Genomic DNA, 24,425 nt, shown 5'->3' on the forward strand with positions numbered 1-24,425 from the left:
ATTTTACAATTATTTTGATTTAATTCCGTCTAAAACTTCCAATATCCTGTTTTCACCTTCATGATTGAACACGATTTTTGTCCAAAAGGATTTTGATTTTTTATCTGTCGTTGGATACCAATTCCGGTTTTCTTCGACAAGGATAAAAAGTCCTGTTACAGTTCCCAGCACAATAAATTTAGGTAGTTTGGGTTGTTTTGAATAAGGTATCAATCTGTATTTATCAAACAGTTCATTGCATTGTTCATTCACATTTTTGGAAACCAATCCTATCTCACTTATCGACAAAATGGATTTACCATCAAACGGAATTTGCGTAGCGTTGTCCAAATCGTTCCTCGCAATGAATTCTACAATATTTCCGTTATTATCAAAAAAATAAAAAGACTTAGCATTCCAATTATAGAAATCGGCAATTTTATCAGGCGGAATCACAAACATGATTTCCGTTTGGTTTTCGATTTGAGAAAAAGCTTCAAGCAGTTTATTATTGGGGACATCAAATGCAAAATGATAAACCGGTTTTACATTTTGGGAAGAATGAAAAATCAGTTTGGTATTGCCTGCTTGGAATGAAACACTGGAGTTATCTTTATATAAAGTTTCCAATCCCAAAACTCGATTGTAAAAAGCTTCGGTTTCTGGAATATTATCCGATAATAATTCCAATTCCAGTATTTTCATCTCTTAAAAATTGTAATTATCCGTACTTCAAAAACACCACAAGTAACTACATTTCAATACCTTATAAAGATACTAAATATTTATTAACGATAATCACCTGTAAAATCGATCCTTTTTTCTTTTCATTGCAAATTGCCCTTCTTCGAACCATATTGTTTGCCTATTTTTGAAAAAAAATTAATCAAAATGAAAAAAGCCCTATTCCTACTTCTTCTCCTACCAGCTATCAGTAACGCCCAGCTAAAAGGCATATTGGCAAAAGCAACCGAAAAGATCAATGCCGTAACAAAATCAAACAGCACTCTGGATATTGCCGCCGGACTAAAAGAAGCCCTTAACAAAGGGGTTAGCGTACAAGTATCAAAACTTACAGCTGTCGATGGATTTTACAAAAACGAAGCTGTAAAAATCCTTATGCCAGAAGAATTGGCCAAAGTAGATAAAACATTACGAAAAATGGGATTGTCGAAATTAGCTGACGAAGGAATATTAGCCATGAACCGTGCCGCCGAAGATGCCGTAAAAGAAGCAACTCCTATATTTGTTTCGGCTATCAAAAACATTACGATAACCGATGCCAAAAGTATTCTGTTGGGCAATGAAAATGCTGCAACACTTTATTTACAGTCATCGACTGAAAAACCTTTATACACCAAATTCAATCCTGTAGTGCAGCAATCTATTGGTAAAGTTGGTGCCGATGTGATTTGGACCAAAATCATCAAACAATACAATATGATTCCTCTTGTTACCAAAGTAAATCCAGACCTTACCGATTATATTACCAAAAAAGCATTGGAAGGAGTTTTCAAAATGATTACCGTTGAAGAAAAAAATATCCGAACTGATTTAAACGCAAGAACTTCAGATCTTTTGAAAAAAGTGTTTGCTATGCAAGACAAAAAATAACTTTGTAATATCAATATCAATGGCAATACCAAAGAGCAAATGGTAAATTGTAAAATCAATTAAAATATAAATATCACAACAGACCTATTGAGAAAATCATTGGTGAATTTAAAAAAAAACAAAATAAAAAAAACATTGACAATCAACACTTTATCTTTAAAAAAACATCAGAATAGTAGTATGTTAAAATTAGATTACAAACCTTAACTTTTTAAGAAAAAGTAATAACAATTCCTTAACAGCAAAGCTTAAACATTATACGCATCTTTGCAAAGTAATAAACTGGTTATTTATTACTTTGGTTTTGGTTAGTTATAAAGTTGCCTGCATCTTAACGGTGCAGGCATTTTTTATTTAAGTCAAAATATGATTTTTTTTACCATTTGTGCATATAAAATAGCCTAAAGATGCGAAATTATTTTTCTTCAAGACAAGGATAAAAATCATTGCATAGCCATAGCTACGGAATTATTTTTTGAGGAAGTATTGGAGAAAAAGAACGAGTAGATTAGACTATTTTATATGCACAAATGGTATATTATTTGGTCTTATGTAAAAAAGACAAAACAGCTGTATTAAAAACATTAGGCTGCTCTACATTGACCACATGCCCGCAATTTTCGATTACGAACAACTCAGAGGATTTATAATGGCTTTCGACAACCTTACGAACAGAAGGCAAAAACATATAATCTTCTTCTCCCATTACATAAAGCGTAGGGATATTCAATTCTACCTGTCGGAACCATTTAAGCACCGGATTGATTTCGGCAGTTAATTTAAACCACTTGATAAATTCTTTTTGGTATAATTTTTTGGCTTCGTTTATAAAAAGCAGTCTTGATTGTTTGTGATTCTTTTTTGGCATGATCACAAAAGCAAAAAACTTGTATAAAACCAAATAAGGCAATACATATTTGAAAGTATTCCCCAAACGCATTAATATTTGGGAGCGGAAATTCATTTTTAAGATAGCTCCGCCAAGGATCATACTTTGTACTCTATTCGGATACATTTCAGCCAATTGCCTGATAAGGATAGTCCCTAATGAAATCCCAACAAAATGCGATTTTTCAATTTTAAGATGATCCAAAACCTCTAGTATATCGTTGGCCAAAGCCGAAAAAGTATATTTTTGTTTAAAGGCTGTTTTCAAAGTCGTTTTGGATTCTCCATGACCTCTTAAATCCAATAACAAAACATTGTAGTCTTTTCTAAAATCCCTGATTTGTTTGAACCAAATGGACGAACTTCCGCCAGCGCCATGAACAAATGTAACCCACTGATCGCTGTTCTCGTTCCTATATACTGTATAATTAATCACTTAGCTTTTTTTGTTTGGCAAATATAGGCTTTTTTCAGACTTAATCTACCCGATCAGGTTTGCGGACAACATTCCTGACATATTAAATTATTTTGTTAAATCCGATTTTGGTTTTACCCCATATTTTTATGCAGAAATTTAAAATACTCGAAAGCTTTAAACAAACGGCTTCCATGCCATGAAAACATTTCGCCGTCAACCAAAATCGCCTGGGCATTTTGCGCCGATTTAGAGATTTCATAACCATCCTCAGCTTTGAACGGAAATGGCTCTGAAGAAAGCAAAATCAAGTCCAACTCATTCTCCTCATCCATTTGTTCAAGTTCAATTTCAGGATAACGCTCTGAAACAAAATGATTCTGAAAATGATTCAACCTCAACATTTCGTCGATAAAAGTTCCCACACCCGCCACCATATATGGGTTTTTCCAAATAAAATAAGCTACTTTCCTAACCGGAATCTCCCTGATGAAATTTTTAAAATCGCGCAAGGCAAAAGCCAATTTATCGTTCCATTTTCGGGATTCTGTTCTTTTATCAAAAATTTGACCAAAATCCGTAATCATCTGAAAATTATCCTCCAAAGTTGAAATATCAGTTACCCAAACCAGACAAATTTCGCGCAATTCCTCCACCATTTCCTGAGTGTTCTCTTCTTTGTTACAAATGATAATATCCGGTTCCAATAAACGAATTTTATCATAATGAACGCTCTTCGTGCCGCCAACTACCTTTTTGGTCGATTTAAAATGAAATGGATGAACACAAAACTTGGTAATACCTACTATACTGTCTTCCAAACCCAAATCATACAACAATTCGGTTTGAGAAGGCACAAGCGAAACGATTCGTTTGGGAGTTGTTTCAAACAAATGTAAAGTCCCTATTTGATCTGTGAGTTGTTTCATGTTTCTTTTGTTTCAAGTTTCAAGTTGGATCGTATTGATTTAACCGTAAAGTAAAGCAACCTGAAACTTTAAACTTTAAACAATTCAAACCATTAAACTAACATAATCGCTTCCATTTCCTGTTGCATTTTCAAAGCTTCTGCTCTGGCAACATCAGCAAAATCAGTTCCATTGGAAGCATAAATAATAGCACGGGAAGAATTGATAAGCAATCCCACATTGTCGTTCATTCCGTATTTACAAACTTCGGAAAGGCTTCCTCCCTGCGCGCCTACACCAGGAACCAACAAGAAACTATCCGGTACAATTTTACGGATTTCTGTAAAGTATTCTGCTTTGGTAGCGCCAACTACGTACATCAGGTTTTCAGAGTTTTTCCATGTCTTAGAGGTTTCCAAAACTTGTTTGTACAATTCTTGTCCACCAACATTCAATGTCTGAAAATCAAAGGCACCTTCATTGGAAGTCAAAGCCAACATAATCGTGTGTTTGTTTTCGAAAGCTAAAAACGGCTCAACTGAATCTTTCCCCATATACGGAGCAACAGTCACACTGTCAAAATTCAGATCTTCAAAAAAAGCTTTGGCATACATTGAAGAAGTATTCCCGATATCCCCTCTTTTCGCATCGGCAATTGTAAAAATCTCTGGATGCTTTTCGTTGATGTAGTCAATTGTTTTTTGTAATGACTGCCAGCCTTTTAAACCATACGCTTCAAAGAAAGCGGTATTCGGTTTGTAAGCCACTGTCAAGTCGTGTGTAGCATCAATAATGACTTTGTTGAATTCAAAAATAGGATCTTCAGTTTCCAATAAATGTTTTGGAATTTTATTCAAATCCACATCCAATCCTACGCATAGAAATGATTTTTTAATTTTAATTTGTTCGATTAATTCTTGTGTTGTCATCTCTATCTCTTTTTAAATCACTATTATTTTTTCGAAAAACATTTCTTTTCTTGGGGTGCAAAAATAAAAAAAGCCATTCAATTAAGAACGGCTTTTTTAAGTAATTAGTGATTAGTCCTTAGTTATTAGCTAAAAACTACAATCTTCCTTCGTACACAGTACCTACGTGAATTACTTCGGTTCTTCTGTTTTGGGCTCTTCCCGCCGCAGTTTTATTGCTTGCAACAGGTTTCGAAGCTCCAAATCCTTTATACGTTAAATTTTCAGGATTAACACCTTTGGCAATTAATGCATCCATAACTGCTTTGGCTCTAGCCTCAGAAAGTTTTTGGTTGGCTTTTGCATTTCCAACATTGTCTGTATGCCCTTCAATAGAGAATTTGGCATTTGGATAGTTTTTAATAATTTCTTTGATAGCATTCAATCTTCCATCAGTTTGTCCTTTATCAGCTGTTTGTAAAACTGCTTTTCCTGTAACAAAAAACACAGCTCTAGCCTGAATTTTAAGCTCTTTCAATGCTTCTTGAGTTACTTCAGGACAACCTTTGTTGCTTGCAGGTCCGGGAACAGTAGGACAAGCATCTACCTTATCAGTTACTCCATCTTTATCGGCATCATATTCAGGACAACCTCCATTTGCAAGTAATCCTTTTTCATTCGGGCATTTATCATCTTTATCCAAAACTGAATCACCGTCTGTATCTGGCCAAGGACACCCTTTGTTTTCAATAGGTCCCGCAACAGTCGGACAAGCATCAATATTATCTTTAATAGTATCGTTATCGGTATCACCCCATGGACAACCATTATTTTCTTTCGCTCCGGCTTCTTTCGGGCATTTATCATCTTTATCGGCTACACCGTCATTATCAGCATCCGGCCAAGGACAACCTTTGTTTTCGATAGGCCCTGCAAGTTTTGGACATTTATCATCATTGTCGAAGATTCCGTCCTCATCTGTATCTTTGAATTTATGTTGGTAAACCGGAATTTTGAATCCTAAATAAACATCAGCCGCTTTTGACTCTTTCGAAATCAAGTTGGTGATTACAGAGCTTGAACCAACAAACAGCGGGCCAAAACGCAATCCGCTACCTACTTGCATTCCGCTATATTCCATATAATTCACAGGAAGCGAAAACGTAAACCATTTTGTTTCATATCTTGGAGTTAAAGCCCAGGTATTTGGCGTACTTGTATGATTCATACCCGCTTTATCGACCAAACTAAGATTCCCGTTAAGGCTTAAGTAGAATTTTCTATACATATTCCAGTCGGCATCCAAATGCAAAGCAGTAGGCATAGCAACATTTATATCTTTGTGAGTCACAACTGAATTAGTATAATACGCCAAAAACTCTTTAATATCATTAGCCGATTCCACTTGAGCCTGACTAAGCGTATTATTAAAATCGTAAGCCTCCTCTTTTACATTTTTATATTTGATGTAACCAATATCAGTAATAGACAAACCAAAACGCAATTTGTATTTGTTCAGGTCTTTAAAATCATTATCGATCGCCTTCGCCTTGCTTAAATCATACGATTCATAATCCGGTCTCCATTCGTAGATCAAACCAAAATCAGCTCCTAACCCATTTGAATTTGGATCAAATTTCACATCATCATCTCCAGTGATAAAATCCTGACTGCTACCTAAAGTCAATTCCCCAGTTGTAGTCAAATGACTCGTTATTGGATTATTCGTCTTTTGAAATTGAGCCGTAATATTATTTCCTTTAGCATAACTGTTAACACCTCCCACTAAATATTTTGCAGTCAAACCTCCTTTTAGAAAATGCTGTTTGCTTTGCCATAACACTGCGGCATAGGAAACACCAACTTCACCCCAAGTATGTCCAACTATATTTGGATGCCCAACTGGGACAAAAAAACTATTGGCGTCATCAATACCATCTTTCAACTGGTTGTAAAGTTCTCCGTTTATCTCAGTAACATTTGCAATCGCTCTGGCTCTTGTAAAAACCGCAAGCGCATGTTTTGGGGCAATATTAAACATGAACGAAGGTCCCATCACATCCGAAAACACAATTCCGCCATTATTTTTCTTAGGAGTTCTCACCCCGTCTCTTTCAATATCATAAGAGTCTTTAGGCAAATCGAACAAACTGATACCGTAAAAATCATTGTTCAAAGTACCGCTGGTAGAAAAAAGATTAATGTCTGTCTTAAATCGGGAATCAACGATAGAGGCTGGGTTAAAAAGCACTCCCTGAACTCCTGCATAATTATCCGGAATATAACCCGTATAAGACTGGGCATTTCCCTTCATCATTGAGAAAAGTGTAATTGAAAAAAGTAAAGCTATTTTTTTCATTAAATTGATTTTAGATTAGTATTTATTTAGGCTAGTAATTATTTTAATAGAATTTTCATGCATTTTCATAAACAAAGCACAAAAAAAACACCTAATTAGTTTTTTACGACTAACTAAGTGTTATGATTTGATTAATTTTTATTAGAATACCTCGCTGGCTTCTTTCAATTTTTCCATGTTGTTAACCAACGCTAATTCGGAAACAATTTTCTGGATATCACCATTCATAATGTTACCCAAATCGTACAAGGTCAAACCAATACGGTGATCGGTAACACGGCCTTGTGCATAGTTATACGTTCTAATTTTAGCCGAACGGTCACCGGAACTTACCTGCGAACTACGTTTTTTGGCATCTTCCTCCTGTTTTTTAGCCAATTCCATTTCGTACAAACGGGAACGTAACACCATCAAGGCCTTATCTTTATTTTTATGCTGTGATTTTTCGTCCTGACATTGCGCTACCAATCCGGTTGGAATGTGCGTCAAACGTACTGCCGATTTCGTAGTATTTACCGATTGTCCCCCAGGTCCTGACGAACAGAAGAAATCCACACGAACATCGTTCATATCCACTTGAACGTCAAATTCCTCCGCTTCCGGAAGCACCATAACTGTCGCAGCCGATGTATGCACACGTCCTTGTGTTTCTGTTTGCGGAACACGTTGCACACGGTGAACACCTGCCTCAAACTTCAAAGTTCCATAAACATCCTCTCCGGTTACTTCAAAAATAATCTCTTTGAAACCACCCGAAGTACCTTCGTTCATATCCACAACCGAAGTTCTCCAGCCTTGTGTCTCGCAATATTTAGTGTACATTCTGAACAAATCCCCGGCAAAAATACTCGCTTCGTCCCCACCTGTACCGGCACGAATCTCCACCATCACGTTTTTCGCGTCTTCAGGATCTTTCGGAATCAACATGAATTTGATTTCATCCTCCAACTGTGGCAAACGCTCTTTCGCTTCATCCAATTGCATTTTGGCCATTTCCACCATTTCAGCATCGCTACCGTCGGCGATAATCTCGTTGGCTTCCTCAATATTGGCCAAAATCAAAATATATTCTTCACGCTTTTCAACCAAAGCCTTAATACTTTTGTATTCCTGGTTAAGCTGCACATAACGTTTTTGATCGGCGATAACATCCGGCTGAATAATCAAATCCGAAATCTCGTCAAAACGCTGCTTTACATATTGAAGTCTGTCTAACATTTCTATTTCCTTTTAATGGACTGCAAAATTACAACATTTTTTCGAAAAGTTTCAAGTATAAAATTTCACTGTTTTTCAAGCGCAAAATCCGGATGATTTTTAGTGGATTGATGATAATTTTTTGGAGCTTTATCCTGCTGTCCGCTGTATTCCCGATTAATAAAAACTACGGCAAAAAAGCCTTGTTTTTCTAAATCGGGAGATGCCGCTTCCATCAGGGCTAGGGGTTTTGTGTTTCAGAGGAAGTGAAGTGAAAACAAAATTATCATATCAAAAAAGTATCCAATATTACAGGCAGCTTCTTGAATATTTTGTAAATAATTATTTATACATTAGCAAAAAAACACCCCTGATGTATATCATACTTATACACCCTCCTGAAGACAGATAGGACTGATTTCATCAGGCATATAAATTATTTAGTGGCAAAGCTACCTAAACAACAGAAAATAAAAACTAAAAATATGAAAACTAAAAAAATAATTACAATATTCTTATTTCTCTTAATATCAAAACTAAATGCCCAAGTTAGTGGTAATTCTGTTCAACAAAATTATCAACGAAACAGTAACAATAATTCAAAAGGAATATTAGAAGTAGAAAAATTATTTGTAACTGATAGTACATTTATTGTTCAAGCAAATATTTTAAAAAATATCGTTGCTGATAATTATGTGGCAGTTTTTGGAGTAAGTGAAAAAGCAAATACATTAAAAGAATGTAATGAAAATATCAACAAACGCATTGATAATTTTATTTCTGATTTATCAAAAATAGGCGTTAATAAAAAAGACATTTACGTTGATATGACAACTCAAACTCAAATTTATGATTACAAAGTACAAGGAGAAGTTGCCGTACAATATATTAATGGATTTGAAATAAAGAAAAACGTCATATTGAAATTCAAAAAAATATCTGATTTAGATAAAATGGTTATTTTCGCTTCAAATTATAATATATATGATTTAATCAAAGTCGATTATATGGTTTCTAACGAAGAAGAAATTTATTCAACCCTATTTGAAACAGCAAAAAACATTATTGAAAAAAAGAAAAATTTATATGTTTTAGCAACAAATGTTAAATTGGCTAATACCTCACAAATTTTTGGAGAGAAATTTTACAGTCAATCACCACAAGAATCCTATAGAAGTTACACTTCAAATCTCAGTTCAACATACACAGACTTTCGTAGTTATGACAAAAGAATAGATTTAGCAAAATCGCCAACATATTACTATGATAAGTTGAATTACTCGGGATTTGATAAAGTCATAAACCCAATAGTAACTGAGCCTGCTGTTGCGTATGTTTTATCAATTAAAATCAAATTCAAAATCTTGAAATGAAAAATATAATTCTATTTATTATTAGTATTGTTTTTTATACTTCTTGCAATATGCAGAAAGAAGAAAGAAAAAAAATTCTTGATACAGTAAAATCTAAAACAGAAAATAAAGTTATTTCAAATAAACATACTATAATAACAATTGATACATTAAAAATTACATATAAAATTAAGGATGTTATTGATGTTACTTCATTTGTTCCTCAAATATCAGGAAATATAAATCCCATTACAAAAGATAAAATTAATACCGATTTAAAAAAATATTTCATAGCATCATCTCTACCTAATAAGTCAACTTATATTAAAAATTTACTAAAAGAAAATAATGTAAATAATATCAATGAATATATAAAACTACAAAAAGAAGAACTTAAAGAAAACATTGAATATGACCCAAATTTTTTTGATGCTAAAACGGAAGAAGATTTTAATCTAGAATATTTATCAAATAATTTATTAAACCTTAGTGTATCTAATCAACTTTGTCCTTATCTCGGTAAATGTCAATTTTTCTTTAAAAGCATTATCTATGATTTAAAGACAGGTAATATATTAGGCTTTGATGATTTTTTTTCAACTAATAAAGAACAATTAATCCAATTAATGATTAGTAAAGGTTATATAATAGAACCTATTGATGATCCTAATAATTCATTTGAAAAAATAAAAATTGAAAAAAATGATGACTACCTTGAACTTAATATTTCAGATTTGTTCTCTAAAGTCAATTCTGATGATAAATGTATAGAGTTTTATTTTAACAAAAAAAAAAATGAAACCCAATTAATGTTTAAATTTAAATGTGCTGGACCATATCTAATAGATTATGGGATTCCTTTAAAAGAATTGAAATCTTATATAAAGTATGATAGCTTTTAAAAATAAACTACAAAAAGTCCAGCCATTAACACTTACTACAAGAGATTTGGGCAATTGGCTTAATTTAAAATAGTCTTGTATTTGGGGAGTTTTGGCAAATCCGAAATCCGATTGCGGATTTGCAATCATAAGTGTTCGAAACAATGAACAAAACAATCTTTATCCTTGAAGATAAAATTATCCCCTGAGTGTAAGGGAGCTCGTTCAACCCCTTGAATTGTCTCCCTGAGTGCAAGGGAGCTCGTTCAACCCCTTGAATTGTCTGCCTGAGTTCAAGGGAGCTCGTTCAACCACTTAGACAGCCCCCCTTTTTTTGAAAAAGGGACATTTTTGAATATTTTGTAAATAAACATCAGCTCTGCAAAGAGTCCTTTAAAATAATAAAGTTGTCGTACAAGCTGTGCGAACGTCTCCGACTTCGCACCCATTGCAATAAACAACTTTGGATGATAAACTAAACGAGACTAGCTAACGCTCCGTTCGCTATGCTCGGGTGCTTCGTTCCTCGCAATGACCCAAAATCGTAAAAACTTCGCGTTTCCACGCCTTCGCCAAAACAAAAATTTCAATACCAATTTCTAAATTCCTAATTTGCGCCTCCAAATTAGAAGTAAAAAATGAAGGTCTGTATTGCCGAGAAACCAAGTGTCGCACGTGAAATCGCATCCGTTTTGGGAGCCAATACCAAGCGCGATGGCTATTACGAAGGCAACGGTTATGCCGTGACCTACACATTTGGGCATTTATGCACCTTAAAAGAACCCAACGATTACAAACCACACTGGAAAGGTTGGGATTTAAATAACCTCCCCATGCTTCCCGATAAATTCGAAACCAAAGTCGTTCCGAATTCGGGAATCCAAAAGCAATTCAAAATTGTAAAAGACTTATTTGACAAAGCCGAAGTGGTCATCAACTGTGGGGATGCCGGGCAGGAAGGAGAACTTATTCAGCGCTGGGTGATGAACGAAGCGCAATACAAAGGCGAAGTAAAACGCTTGTGGATTTCGTCTCTGACCACCGAAGCCATCAAAGAAGGTTTCGAAAACCTAAAACCATCTGCCAACTACGACAATTTATATTACGCCGGATTTTCTAGGGCCATTGGCGACTGGTTATTGGGTATGAATGCCACCCGTTTATACACCGTAAAACACGGCGGTTACAAACAAGTTTTATCCATCGGGCGCGTGCAAACGCCAACATTGGCAATGGTTGTGGAGCGTTTTAAGGAAATCGAAAATTTCAAACCGCAGCCTTATTGGGAACTCCAAACTTTATATCGAGAAACCCTTTTCAGTTATGAAGAAGGTCGTTTTTTGAAAAAGGAAGACGGTGAAATTTTGGCCAACAAAGTCAAGGAAAGTGATTTCGAAATTGTTTCTGTCGAAAAAAAGAACGGAAACGAATACGCCCCAAAACTTTTTGACCTAACGGGTTTGCAAGTATATTGCAATCAAAAGTTTGGGTTTTCGGCAGATGAAACGCTCAAAATTGCGCAGACTTTATACGAACAAAAAGTAATCACCTATCCAAGAGTTGACACAACTTTTTTACCTAATGATATTTATCCGAAAGTGCCGGGGATTCTGCAAAAACTGTCCAATTACGCCGAATTGACCCAACCGATTTTAGAGAAAAAAATCAAAAAATCGCCCAAGGTTTTCAACGACAAAAAAGTAACCGATCACCATGCGATTATTCCAACCGGAGTACAAAATAATCTGCCGTACAACCAACAACAGGTGTATGACATTATTGTTAAACGCTTTATTGCGGTTTTTTACGACGATTGTTTGGTTGCCAATACCACGGTAATTGGAAAAGCTGCCGATGTGACTTTTAAAGCCACCGGAAAGGAAATCCTGAAAAAAGGTTTTCGAATTGTATTCGAAGACCCGAATGCCAAAGAAAAAGAAGCCGATATATTACCCAGTTTCGTTGTAGGCGAAAGAGGGCCACACGAACCGTCATTTCTTCAAAAAGAAACCAAACCACCCAATCAGTTTACCGAAGCGACTTTACTGCGTGCCATGGAAACCGCCGGCAAACAAGTTGACGACGAAGATTTGCGTGAATTGATGAAAGAAAACGGAATCGGACGTCCGTCAACTCGGGCAAATATTATCGAAACGCTTTTTAAACGCCAATATATTGTTCGAAACAAAAAACAGGTATTGCCTACTCCTACCGGAATTCAGTTGATTGATACGATTCAGAATGAATTGATCAAATCGGCTGAACTTACCGGAACTTGGGAAAAACAGTTGAAAGACATTGAAAAAGGAGAATTTACCGCCGGTTCGTTTATCAATAATATGAAACGCATGGTCGAAGCTTTGGTATATGAAGTCCGAAGCGAAACCAAACGTGCCAATATTTCACATGCAGGAAGCATTCAAAAACAAGAAGCGGCAGTTGAAAAAAAGAAAGCGGCAGGAATTTTGGCCGAAACTTGTCCAAAATGTAAAAAAGGTAATTTGATAAAAGGAAAATCGGCGTACGGATGCAGCGAATACAAATCCGGATGTGGTTTTGTATTGCCTTATGTTTTCTTTGATAAAAAGATTTCCGAAAACCAATATTTGCGATTGCTCCAAAAAGGTTCGACCGTAAACATAAAAGGCTTTAAAACTGATTCCGGAACCGTTGAAGGCCTGATTCGTTTTGAAGAAAATTACATATTGAAATTAGAACCAAAGAAAACCGAACCTAAATCCGTTCCAAAGGAAACATCGAATTCGATAGTTTGTCCGAAATGTAAAAAAGGTACAATTCTGAAAGGAAAAACCGCTTACGGCTGTGGCGATTATAAATTGGGTTGCGATTTTAAAGTAACTTTTGACGAAGTCAGAACAAAATTAAAAGACCAAAAGCCTACAAAAGAATTGGTTTACTCGATTTTAAGAGAAAGCATTTAATTTTTTCTAACCACAACCCGAGCAATAGCGAATAGGCGAAGCAATTACACCAATTAGCACAAATTATTTTTGGCTGATTCTTCACGAATAATTTTCTAAAATTTGCGACTAAAGAATCTGTGTTAATCTTTTTAATCCGTGGATAAGAGCCTATTTAAGTTTTATTTATTGGCTCTCTTATGACGATTTTTGGCTACAACTTCGTTAAATTTTTAAATAATAGCTCTGCTATTCTATAAAAATTTGCCTTGTTTCACTCAAAAATCCTTTAATAATAAATCTCAAAAATAAAATTTAAACAGGCTCTAATTATTCACGAATGAATTTGTGACAATTTGTGTAATTTGTGGCAAACTTTACCAAACTATTTTTCATAAATTAGCATTTTAAAACTCCATCAAATATTAACTCAAATGTTCCAAAAAACAACTCTTTTACTGCTTTTATTAGCCATTGTTTCTTGCAAAAACCCTGAAGCAACCGAGAAAGACCAAATAAAAACTGCCAACTGGTTATTGGGAAAATGGGAATCCAAAATCGATGACGGTGATCTTTCCGAGAGTTGGGAACAACTTAACGACAGCACTTTTCAAGCCAAATCCTTTTTCATCAAAGGCAAAGACACGCTGCATTTTGAATCGATAACATTACAGCAAAAAGGGGAACAGTTATTCTATAGCGCCACTGTAAAAGGTCAAAATGACGATAAATCTGTTGCTTTCAGACTTACGAACAAAACCGCAAAACAATTGGTTTTTGAAAATCCTAAACACGACTACCCACAAAAAATCACTTATACCCAAATTAACAAGGATAGTTTAGTCGCATCTATCTCAGGAGTACAACTCGGAAAACCAAGCTCTGAAAAATTCGGAATGAAAAGAATGGAAGAAGACAAAAAATAACAACTTATATCTTACAATCAAAAGCCTTGCCCTAAAACGCAAGGCTTTTTTTATTCATAAAATAATAAAAATCAACTGTTTAATTTTTTATTTGTAATAATTCTAAATAAAAGTAGCTTTATTAAGTATAATTTTTACATTTGCACTATTCTTATTTATTCTAAATAAGAAAAAGAAATATTAAACACATTTATTATTTAACCTATGAAATATTTGAATCAAAAATTGCTCCCTATCAAATTGCTCTTATGTCTATTTGTCCTTTTCAGTGCTACTACTTTTGCGCAAACTTCCGGAAGCTTGAAAGGAACTGTTCAAACCAGCGACAACAAAGCCGCTGAAGGTGTTTCGATTACCTTAAAAGAATTAAACAGAACCACCATTGCCGATAATAACGGTAATTATAGTATCAAAAACATACCTGCCGGCAACTACACTTTAATAGTAACATTAGTAGGTTATACCGATTTTCAACAAAACGTGACAATAACTTCTGGCGAAACTGCAACAGCAAATATCACTTTGGCTTTATCCAATAACGAATTAAATCAAGTGGTTGTTTTAAGTAACAAAAGTGCTTTCAAAACCAACAGGATTTCATCTTCACTTCGTTTGCAATCTCCAATTATCGAAATCCCACAAAATATCCAGGTTGTTACCGGGAAATTAATCCAAGACCAACAAATTTATGACATGCTCGAAGGTGTAACCCGCAACGTGAGTGGAGCTACACGAGTAGAACATTGGGACAATTATGCCAATATATTCATGAGAGGAAGCCAAGTTGCTGCTTTTCGAAACGGTATGAACGTGAGCACTACTTGGGGGCCATTGACCGAAGATATGAGTATGGTAGAACGCATTGAATTTGTAAAAGGCCCAGCAGGATTCATGCTTGCCAACGGAAACCCAAGCGGTTTTTATAATGTAGTAACCAAAAAACCAAGCGGCCGTACGAAAGGCGAAGCCAATATGACATTAGGAAGTTTTGATATGTACAGAGCAGCCCTTGACTTTGACGGAAAACTTTCAAAGGATGGAAAATTATTGTACCGTATTAATGTTATGGGGCAAATGAAAGGCAGCCACCGCGATTATGACTACAACAACCGCTACTCGATTGCGCCAGTTTTGAAATATTTAATTGATGAGAATACCTCACTTACTTTAGAATATACCAAACAATTTTCGCAAGTAAATATCATTGGTTCTAATTATGTTTTCTCAAATAGAGGCTATGCCGATTTGCCAAAAAGTTTTACTACAGGTGAACCAAACTTCAAACCAACGAATATGGATGACCAAAGTATTTTGGCTATTTTGGAACACAAAATGAGCAATAATTGGAAATTCACCGGACAAGCGACGTATATCAATTACAAACAAGAAGGTATGTCGATGTGGCCACAATGGCCTGGATTTGCTCCCGGAACAGACAATATTTTGACTAGAGGTGTTTCTATTTGGGATGTTTTGGGATTGACAAAAACGGGACAATTCTTCGTTAATGGCGAAGAAAAAACTGGATCAGTTACACACAAAATTTTAGGTGGTCTTGATATGAGTGATAAAATGTACTACCACGATTGGAGTCAATCAGCCGCTCTTAACGGTTATGATGCAAGTGGAAATATTGTACCTTTTGATATTTATAACCCAATTCACGGAAACGTTCCTGCATCGGCTATGCCTAATTTTGACCGAAGCAAAGACATAAGAGAAAGAGGTGTTCAATATCATAATGGTTACAATGCGATATACGCTCAGGACGAACTTGGTTTCTTTGAGGACAAACTTCGCTTGACACTTGCCGGAAGATACACTACTCTTAAAACATCAAACCCATATTCAGGTTCTTTTGACGATAGTAAATTTACGCCTCGTGTGGGTGTGAGTTATTCCTTTAACAAAAACAATGCAGCTTATTTTGTAAGCGACCAATCATTTAATGAAAATTATGGAACCGATTGGCAAGGTAAAAGCTTTGATCCGGAAACCGGAAATAATCTTGAATTGGGTTTCAAAAGAGACTGGATGAACGGAAAATGGAACTCTGTCGTTTCTGTTTATCAGATTACAAAGAAAAATGTTTTGACCGCAGATCCTGAACATTCTACTGGTGGAATCCAATACAGCAGACAAAGCGGTGAACAACAGGTTGAAGGCGTCGAAATAGATGTGAGAGGTGAAATCTTCAAAAATTTGGATGTTGTTATCAACTATGCTTTCACAGAAGCCAAAGTTACCAAAGATACTGACCCTGCAATTGTTGGAACCCAAGTTGCCGGAACATCAAGACACATTCAAAATACTTGGTTGAATTATAAAATGGACAGAGGAGTTTTAAACGGTTTAGGGCTTTCTATCGGGTATCAATATCAAGTTGATCGCTCTCCATGGTTTGTTTCTGACGACCAAACTTCAGGCTTGCCGGATTATTTCCGTTTGGATGGATCGCTTACCTATCAAAAAGGAAAAATGACCTATAATCTTATTGTCAACAACATCTTAAACCGATATTTATATTCTGGTGGAAAATACGATCCGGGGTATTTTTACTGGCAGGCAGAACCGGGGACTAATTTGAGAGTTTCAGTTGGATATAGATTTTAATTAAAAAAGTTAGTAAGCAGCTAAGATTCTAAGTCACTGAGTTTTTAAACATATTTAACTTAGAATCTTAGTCCCGATAGCTATCGGGATAGAAACTCAGAAGAAAATGAAAAAAAATAGTCTTAAAAAAGCAATTGGAAAAATACACTTATGGCTCGGATTGTCTTCGGGTATAATTGTGTTCATCATAGCCATTACGGGCTGTCTGTATGCTTTTCAGGAAGAAATTCAAAATAGTACCGAAGAATACCGTTTTATCGAAAAACAAAACAAAGCTTTTCTTCCGCCTTCCCAATTGGAGGAAATCGCTAAAAAAGAACTTCCCGGAAAAGCCCTTCATTCCATCAAATACAATGGAACCGAGAAATCAGCCGAAGCTATATTTTTTCATTACGAACCTACTTACTATTACATCGTTTACCTCAATCCCTATACTGGAAAAGTGCTTGAAACTGCCAATATGGATGAAGGTTTTTTCAAATTCATACTCGATGGCCATTTCTATCTTTGGCTACCACATGAAATTGGACAAACAGTTGTTGCTTCGGCTACTTTAGTATTTCTGATACTTTTACTTTCAGGACTATATCTTTGGTATCCTAGAAATAAAAATGCGACCAAACAACGCTTTAGTTTCAAATGGAAAAAAGACACCAAATGGAAACGAAAGAATTATGATTTGCACAATATCACCGGTTTTTACATCCTTCTGATTGCGCTTATTTTTGCCATAACCGGTTTGGTTTGGGGTTTTCAATGGTTTGCTTACTCCTACTACACTGCACTAGGAGGCGAAAAATCATTAATCTATCAGGATCCGGTTTCAACAAAAACAAACACGACCGTAGCAAAACCATTGGATAAAATTTGGTTATTAATGCAAAAAGAATACCCAACGGCAAAATCCATAGAAGTGCATCCGCCTGAAAATGACAGTACGGCCATCGCCGCCAACATCAATCCGGAGGAAGGCACTTATTGGAAAATCAATTACCGTTATTTTGACCAATACACTTTGGAAGAAAAAGAAGTAAATCACATTTTTGGCAAATATCAAAATGCCGACGTAGCCGACAAATTAATCCGCATGAATTATGATCTCCACACGGGAGCAGTATTCGGGCTCGCCGGAAAAATATTTGCTTTTTTAATCAGTCTTCTTATTGCTACACTTCCTATTTCGGGATTTTATATCTGGTGGGGAAGAAACAAAAAACAAAAAGCTGAAAATAAAAACGGTCATTTAATCAAATAAAATAATGCTAAAACAACCAAAGGTTTAAGGTAGCCGCTTTAAACCTTTTTCCTTTTTTATACTCTAAAGAAAAACAGAATAAAAACTCCATTTAAAGCTTAAAATAATAATTGGTTTTGTATGATTTATTTTTACATTTGCACTATTTTTATTTATTCTAAATAGTATTTATTTTTTTAATCAAAAAATAATAATAAAACCTAATTCCCCATTAATAACAAACCATTATGAGAAAAAATATTTTCATTGTTTTTACTTTAGCAACTGCATTATTTGCCAATGCACAGCAAAAAAACACTCTTTTGGATCAATCTTTTTGGAAAACAACTCCTGATGTAACCGCTGTCCAAGCCGAAATCGCAAAAGGCTGTAATCCATCAGAATCTAACGACAGAGCATTTGATCCGGTAGTTTTGGCCATAAATAACGATGCCCCGAACGCCACCATAAAATTCCTTTTGGAACAACCCGGAAACGGAGTTGACAAAATGACGCACGATAATCGCATTTACCTTCATTGGGCCGCTAGCAAAGGAAACGTGGAAATCATTAAATACCTAATTGCAAAAGGATCAAACGTTAACCTCGAAGACAGTCACAGTGCTTTTCCTATTACGGCGGCCGCAAGCAGCGGACAAAAAAACACTGCTGTGTATGACGCTTTTTTCAAAGCCGGTATTGATCCAAAAAGAAAATATCAGGATGGTGCTAACCTATTACTAATGGCAGTTGCCTTCGACAAAGACCTAACCCTTACCAACTATTTCGTATCCAAAGGAATGTCGCTGAAAGATGTGGATAGCGAAGGTAATACTGCTTTCAATTATGCCGCAAGAACGGGTAATATCGCATTATTGAAAACACTTTTGGAAAAAGGAGTAAAATACACGGACAATGCACTTATTTTCGCAGCACAAGGTTCCCGAAGAGAGTCAAATACTCTTGAAACCTACAAGTATTTGGTAGAAGACTTAAAAATAAAACCCACTGCGACCAACAAAGAGGGACAAAATGTATTGCATTCATTGGTTACCAAAGCCAAACAAACAGAAATCATCAGTTACTTTTTAAGCAAAGGAACAGACGTAAACAAAGCAGACAACGATGGCAACACACCATTAATGATTGCAGCTTCGGGAAGAGAAAACAATGGTAGTTTAGAACAATTATTGGCTATCACAAAAAATATAAATACGCAAAACAAAAAAGGAGAATCTGCATTGACCAAAGCGATACAATCCGGAACAACTGAAGCCGCAACTCTTTTGCTAGAAAAAGGAGCTGATGTAAAAGTGCTTGACAAAGACGGAAACAATCTAGGCTTTTACTTAGTCGATTCATACCGTCCACAAATGCAGGGAATGGGAGGAATGGGTCGCGGCCCCGAAAATGGCAACGCACAAAAACAGGATCCATTTGCAGCCAAAGCAAAATTACTTCAGGACAAAGGATTAAATCTAGCCGCTCCGCAAAAAAACGGAAGCACACTTTACCATTTCGCAGTAGCCAAAAATGATTTAGCTTTGCTGAAAAAATTGAGCAACTTAAATATCGATATTAATGCCAAAAACAAGGATGGTTTAACCGCTTTGCACAAAGCAGCGATGATTTCAAAAGACGATGCAATCTTGAAATACTTGCTTTCTGTTGGAGCCAACAAAGAAATCAAAACCGATTTTGATGAAACTCCATTCGCTTTGGCAAAAGAAAATGAGTCTTTGTCCAAAAACAAAGTGTCTATAGATTTTTTGAAATAATTAATTAAGGTAACATTAAGACAAAACCAACATCTCTGACAATTTTCTGATGTAATTTTATTTAATGTAAATTCAACATACTGCTTAATTAAAACATAATTTACAATTCATAACGCAACATGAAATCAATTTTTAAAACAGTCTTAACGGGCGCATTAATCTGCCTTTTATCTTTCCAAGCCACTGCGCAAATCAGTAAATACAAATGCATGCTTCAAATGTCCAATTATATGGGTGAAGGAGCTTACATTGTAGTTGCAATTATAAGCCCAAAAGGAGATTACGACAAAACCCTATATGTAATGGGCGATAACAAAAAATGGTACAAAACGCTGAAAGAATGGCATAAATTCTATTCTAAAAAACCGACCGACATCAGTGCCAAAACAGGCGCATCGGTTACAGGCGGTGACCGTAGTACCACTACAATCGAAATAGAAGATTCAAAAATCAACAAAGGATATAAATTGCGTTTTGAAACCGCGGTCGAAGACCAAAAATATTATGTTGATGATTTGGAAATTCCGCTCACAACCGAAGCAATGGCCGACAAAACTGAAGGTAAAGGTTATATCCGCTACGTGAGATTGAATAAAATATAATTTTTTAAATTTTTATCTGCGAAAATCTGCAGAATCTGCGTAAAACAACAGCACGCAGATTCTGCAGATTTTTAAATAAAATCCCTTAAACATAACTACATCAATGACTCTTTCTTTCTGGCGCTACGCACACTTGGCTTTGGCGGTGTTTTCTTCTTTGTTTTTATTATTGACATCAGTAACAGGGACTATTCTTGCGGTAGATGCCATTCAGGGAAAACTGCCTCCATACAAAGTGGAAAATTTCGACAAAATAACGCTGGAAGAAACATTACCAATTCTCAAAAAAACATATCCGGAAATAACCGAATTGAGTGTTGACCACAATCAATTTGTAACATTGCAGGCTCTTGACAAAGAAGACAATGATGTCAACGCCTATATCGACCCAAGAACAGGAAAAGTTTTAGGGAAACCCATTAAAAAAAGTGAATTCATTCAGTGGATTACAGGGCTTCACCGCTCTTTATTTCTCCACGAAACAGGACGCTTTTTCGTTGGGGTTATTTCGTTTTTGTTGGCCTTAATTTCCATTTCAGGTTTTGTCCTTATCCTAAAAAGGCAAAAAGGTTTACGCAACTTCTTTTCCAAAATCATAAAAGATTATTTTGCCCAATATTACCATGTCGTTTTAGGAAGATTCGCCCTGATTCCGATTTTGATAATTGCCCTTTCCGGAACGTATTTGACGTTGGAAAAATTCAATTTTTTCATACCTAAAAAAGATTCCGCAGAAAAACTTGAAACAGTAAGAGCAACATCAGTTTCAAATAAAACTTCGGTCTTTAAAAACACATTATTGGCCGATGTCCAAAAAATCGAATTCCCTTTTTCAGACGATCCAGAGGAATATTACATCATCACTTTGAATGACCGCGAAATCGAAGTCAACCAAGTAACAGGTGCCGTTATAAGCGAAAAACTATTCCCGACCACAGCTCTTTTGGCCGATTTAAGCCTTGACCTGCACACTGGAAGAGCCAATGCTTTTTGGGCGTTCATTCTGGGATTGGCAGCCTTAAACATCCTGTTCTTCATTTACTCGGGATTTGCGATGACATTCAAACGAAGAGCAAGCCGAATCAAAAACAAATTCAAAGCCGAAGAAAGCAAATTCATTTTATTGGTTGGTTCCGAAAACGGCAGTACGCTTCGTTTTGCCAATGCGATCCACAAACAGTTGATCGCTCACGGTGAAAAAGTTTTCCTTACCGAAATGAATAACTATTGCGTATATCCAAAAGCGGAGCACCTTATTATTTTTACCTCAACCCACGGATTGGGTGACGCTCCTTCCAACGGAAACAAATTCAAATCCTTAATTTACAAAACGGAACAGAAACAAAAAATCAAAGTGTCAGTAGTTGGCTTTGGTTCAACTTCCTACCCTGATTTCTGTGGATTTGCCAAGGACATCAATTTTATATTAGAAAAACAAAATTGGTCAGAACGTCTTCTTGAACTGCAAACCGTAAATGACAAATCTCCTGATGAATTTGTCAATTGGGTAAAATTATGGAATGCCAAAACCGGAATTCCACTTTCCGCTGTCCCTTCAATATACAATGACACTCCAAAAGATTTGGAAAAAATGATCGTATTGGACAAAACTGCGATTTCAGTAAACGGATTTACTTTTTTAGTCACGCTTCGAACGAATAGAATGAGCAAATTTGATTCAGGGGATTTACTCGCTATTTATCCGGCAAACGATACACGAGAACGCCTCTACTCCATCGGAAATATCAAAAGCAACATACAACTGGCTGTCAAACTGCATCCATCTGGTTTAGGCTCTAACTATTTATATAACCTTAACCCAGGTGAAGTCATAAAAGCGCGAATCATTAAGAATCCTGCTTTTCATTTTCCAAAAAAAGCGAACAAAGTGGTCTTTATTTCAAACGGTACCGGTATCGCCCCTTTTCTCGGAATGATTGAACAAAACAAGAAAAAAACAGAAATTCACTTGTATTCCGGCTTCCGGAGAGCAACAGAAACAGTTTTAGGCTATAAAAAATTTGCAGAAGAAAGCATTCAAAAACAGCAGCTCAACAGTTTCCATCTAGCACTTTCCCGTGAAGCAAACCACAATTATGTTATGGATCTGATAAGGCGTGATACCACTTTTTTCGCTAATTTACTTGCGGAGAGAGGCGTGATAATGATTTGCGGTTCACTTGCCATGCAAAGGGACGTAGAACACGTTCTCGATGAGTTGTCTCTTAACAGAACCAATATCGGAATTGCTGAATACAAAGCCAAAGGACAAATACTGACGGACTGCTATTAATTTTTTTGAAGCGGAAAGATTAGGCATTTTTGTAATCATGGGTCCCGCTTTCGCCTTTATCTCTCCGCTACGCTACGAGGATATCGGCTCTCTCGGGGCTAAAGAGAAGCATTTGGCATTTTTATAATCATCGTCAGACCTAACAGGTTTTAAAAAAACAAATGTTCGGAAGACATGAATTGGTTGAATTCGCTAGATTTTACGCACAGTTTGTCATTCCGAGGAACGAGGACACGAGCGAAAGCGAATTGGCGAAGCAATCACACTAGTTGGTTACGTTATGTGATTTCTCCCGATGGTCGAAATGACAAATCTTTGCGAATAATCCGTTACGAAATATCAATTTTAAAAAGAACAACATATTCTAAGATAATACAGTATTAAAAATAAGTATTTTACGGTCTTCCGAACACTTGTGTTTTTAAAACCTGCTAGGTTTAACCATAATACAAACTAAATAATATGAAGTCAAAATCCATTTTAAACCTAAAACACTTTCTACTTTTCAACTTACTACTATTTAGTCTTTCAAGCAACAGTCAAGTGCTACGAAAAAGAACCACCCTTCTCATGGGCGGCAGATTTGACATCACCATTGTGGCCAACGATTCATTAACCGCCGAAAAAAACATAGATGCCGTAATCGCCGAAATCACCCGAATCGAATACCTAATCTCCGATTGGAAGCCCAACACGCAAATATCCGAAGTAAACCGAAATGCAGGCATTCAACCCGTAAAAGTTGACAAAGAAGTTTTTGAATTGACGAAAAGAGCCATTCATTTATCGGAACTAACAAACGGCGGTTTTGACATCAGCTTTGCCGCGATGGACAGAATTTGGAAATTCGACGATTCCATGACCGAAATGCCTTCGGCGGAAGCCATTAAAAAATCGGTAGAAAAAGTTGGTTACAAAAACATAATTTTAGACAGCGTGCAATCTACCATTTTCCTGAAATTAAAAGGCATGAAAATTGGTTTTGGTGCCTTGGGCGAAGGCTACGCAACCGATAAATGCCGAGCCCTAATGCTTTCAAAAGGAATCAATGCCGGAATCGTAAACGGATCGGGCGATATGAGTACTTGGGGGAAACAGCCTAACGGAAAACCTTGGAAAATCGGCATCACAAATCCTTTCCATCCTGATAAACTTTTAAAAGCCGTAACATTGGAAAAAGGTGCGGTAACCACTTCAGGCAGTTACGAAAAATTTGTTGTTTTTAATGGCAAACGCTACTCGCATATTATCAATCCCGCAACGGGTTATCCTGTAACCGGACTTTGCAGTGTGACGGTTTTTGGCCCAAATGCCGAGACTGCAAACGGCTTAAGCACTTCCTTAATGGTATTAGGAAAAACGGCAGGCCTAGACTTACTCAAACAATTCCCTGATTATAGTTGTCTAATGATTACTGATGAAGGGAAAGTAGTGAAGTCAAAGAATTTTAGAAGTCAAAAAAGCATCAGGGACTAAAAATCACTCATTGGCCGAAATCCATAACCCAAATCTCACATATCCAAACACCAAAAATCATTAATTTCAGTGTAAACCTTC

Annotated in this window: 18 protein-coding genes; 11 read left to right on the forward strand and 7 right to left on the reverse strand. The window is 36.0% G+C overall.

Translation table 11 applies throughout. The features are described from left to right. Positions 1–9 precede the first annotated feature (9 nt). Complete coding sequence (locus tag OZP12_RS17620) at positions 10–684, reverse strand: VOC family protein (RefSeq protein ID WP_281226395.1); 675 nt, start codon at positions 682–684, stop codon at positions 10–12. A gap of 186 nt (positions 685–870) precedes the next feature. On the opposite strand from OZP12_RS17620, the gene OZP12_RS17625 reads away from it, so the two are divergent. Then, entirely contained in the window at positions 871–1,593 is a 723-nt protein-coding gene (locus tag OZP12_RS17625; protein WP_281226396.1) for a DUF4197 domain-containing protein, read from the forward strand. Positions 1,594–2,131: 538 nt separating this feature from the next. Here OZP12_RS17625 and OZP12_RS17630 read toward each other — a convergent pair. From OZP12_RS17630 to OZP12_RS17655, 6 genes are all read right to left on the reverse strand, one after another. Next, positions 2,132–2,917 carry an alpha/beta fold hydrolase gene (locus OZP12_RS17630; RefSeq protein WP_281226397.1) on the reverse strand — a complete coding sequence of 262 codons (786 nt, stop codon included), beginning with the start codon at positions 2,915–2,917 and terminating at the stop codon, positions 2,132–2,134. Positions 2,918–3,030: 113 nt separating this feature from the next. Beyond that, positions 3,031–3,825: an ABC transporter substrate-binding protein gene (locus OZP12_RS17635; protein WP_281226398.1), complete on the reverse strand. Its 795-nt coding sequence runs from the start codon at positions 3,823–3,825 to the stop codon at positions 3,031–3,033. Between the two features lie 92 nt (positions 3,826–3,917). After that, complete coding sequence (gene pyrF / locus OZP12_RS17640; RefSeq protein WP_281226399.1) at positions 3,918–4,733, reverse strand: orotidine-5'-phosphate decarboxylase; 816 nt, start codon at positions 4,731–4,733, stop codon at positions 3,918–3,920. A gap of 136 nt (positions 4,734–4,869) precedes the next feature. Then, positions 4,870–7,071, reverse strand: a complete 2,202-nt coding sequence (locus OZP12_RS17645; RefSeq protein ID WP_281226400.1) for a DUF5723 family protein — start codon at positions 7,069–7,071, stop codon at positions 4,870–4,872. A 141-nt stretch (positions 7,072–7,212) separates the two neighbouring features. After that, positions 7,213–8,289, reverse strand: coding sequence for a peptide chain release factor 1 (gene prfA / locus OZP12_RS17650; RefSeq protein ID WP_281226401.1), 1,077 nt, complete (start codon positions 8,287–8,289; stop codon positions 7,213–7,215). Positions 8,290–8,354: 65 nt separating this feature from the next. Beyond that, positions 8,355–8,504: a hypothetical protein gene (locus OZP12_RS17655; protein WP_281226402.1), complete on the reverse strand. Its 150-nt coding sequence runs from the start codon at positions 8,502–8,504 to the stop codon at positions 8,355–8,357. Between the two features lie 249 nt (positions 8,505–8,753). Between OZP12_RS17655 and OZP12_RS17660 the strand changes: the two genes are divergently transcribed. The 10 genes from OZP12_RS17660 to OZP12_RS17705 all read left to right on the forward strand — a co-directional run bounded on the left by OZP12_RS17660 (position 8,754) and on the right by OZP12_RS17705 (position 24,344). Further along, a complete protein-coding gene (locus OZP12_RS17660; protein WP_281226403.1) occupies positions 8,754–9,641 on the forward strand; it encodes an SIMPL domain-containing protein in 888 nt (295 codons plus the stop codon). Continuing rightward, the gene (locus tag OZP12_RS17665) at positions 9,638–10,522 is read left to right on the forward strand and encodes a hypothetical protein (protein WP_281226404.1); all 885 of its coding nucleotides are present in this window, start codon (positions 9,638–9,640) and stop codon (positions 10,520–10,522) included. Before OZP12_RS17660 ends, OZP12_RS17665 begins: the two co-directional genes overlap by 4 nt. Before the next feature lie 617 nt (positions 10,523–11,139). Next, the gene (locus tag OZP12_RS17670; protein ID WP_281226405.1) at positions 11,140–13,443 is read left to right on the forward strand and encodes a type IA DNA topoisomerase; all 2,304 of its coding nucleotides are present in this window, start codon (positions 11,140–11,142) and stop codon (positions 13,441–13,443) included. A gap of 413 nt (positions 13,444–13,856) precedes the next feature. After that, positions 13,857–14,348, forward strand: a complete 492-nt coding sequence (locus OZP12_RS17675) for a DUF6265 family protein (RefSeq protein WP_281226406.1) — start codon at positions 13,857–13,859, stop codon at positions 14,346–14,348. A 204-nt stretch (positions 14,349–14,552) separates the two neighbouring features. Continuing rightward, complete coding sequence (locus OZP12_RS17680; RefSeq protein WP_281226407.1) at positions 14,553–16,961, forward strand: TonB-dependent receptor; 2,409 nt, start codon at positions 14,553–14,555, stop codon at positions 16,959–16,961. Positions 16,962–17,067: 106 nt separating this feature from the next. Continuing rightward, positions 17,068–18,216 carry a PepSY-associated TM helix domain-containing protein gene (locus OZP12_RS17685; RefSeq protein WP_281226408.1) on the forward strand — a complete coding sequence of 383 codons (1,149 nt, stop codon included), beginning with the start codon at positions 17,068–17,070 and terminating at the stop codon, positions 18,214–18,216. Between the two features lie 227 nt (positions 18,217–18,443). Continuing rightward, entirely contained in the window at positions 18,444–19,973 is a 1,530-nt protein-coding gene (locus OZP12_RS17690) for an ankyrin repeat domain-containing protein (RefSeq protein ID WP_281226409.1), read from the forward strand. Positions 19,974–20,092: 119 nt separating this feature from the next. After that, positions 20,093–20,575 carry a DUF2271 domain-containing protein gene (locus OZP12_RS17695; RefSeq protein ID WP_281226410.1) on the forward strand — a complete coding sequence of 161 codons (483 nt, stop codon included), beginning with the start codon at positions 20,093–20,095 and terminating at the stop codon, positions 20,573–20,575. Positions 20,576–20,678: 103 nt separating this feature from the next. Then, the gene (locus OZP12_RS17700) at positions 20,679–22,868 is read left to right on the forward strand and encodes a PepSY domain-containing protein (RefSeq protein ID WP_281226411.1); all 2,190 of its coding nucleotides are present in this window, start codon (positions 20,679–20,681) and stop codon (positions 22,866–22,868) included. Between the two features lie 570 nt (positions 22,869–23,438). Continuing rightward, positions 23,439–24,344, forward strand: a complete 906-nt coding sequence (locus OZP12_RS17705; RefSeq protein WP_281226412.1) for an FAD:protein FMN transferase — start codon at positions 23,439–23,441, stop codon at positions 24,342–24,344. The last annotated feature ends 81 nt before the right edge of the window (positions 24,345–24,425 follow it).

Source organism: Flavobacterium aquiphilum, assembly GCF_027111335.1.
In the GTDB taxonomy this organism is placed as follows: domain Bacteria; phylum Bacteroidota; class Bacteroidia; order Flavobacteriales; family Flavobacteriaceae; genus Flavobacterium; species Flavobacterium aquiphilum.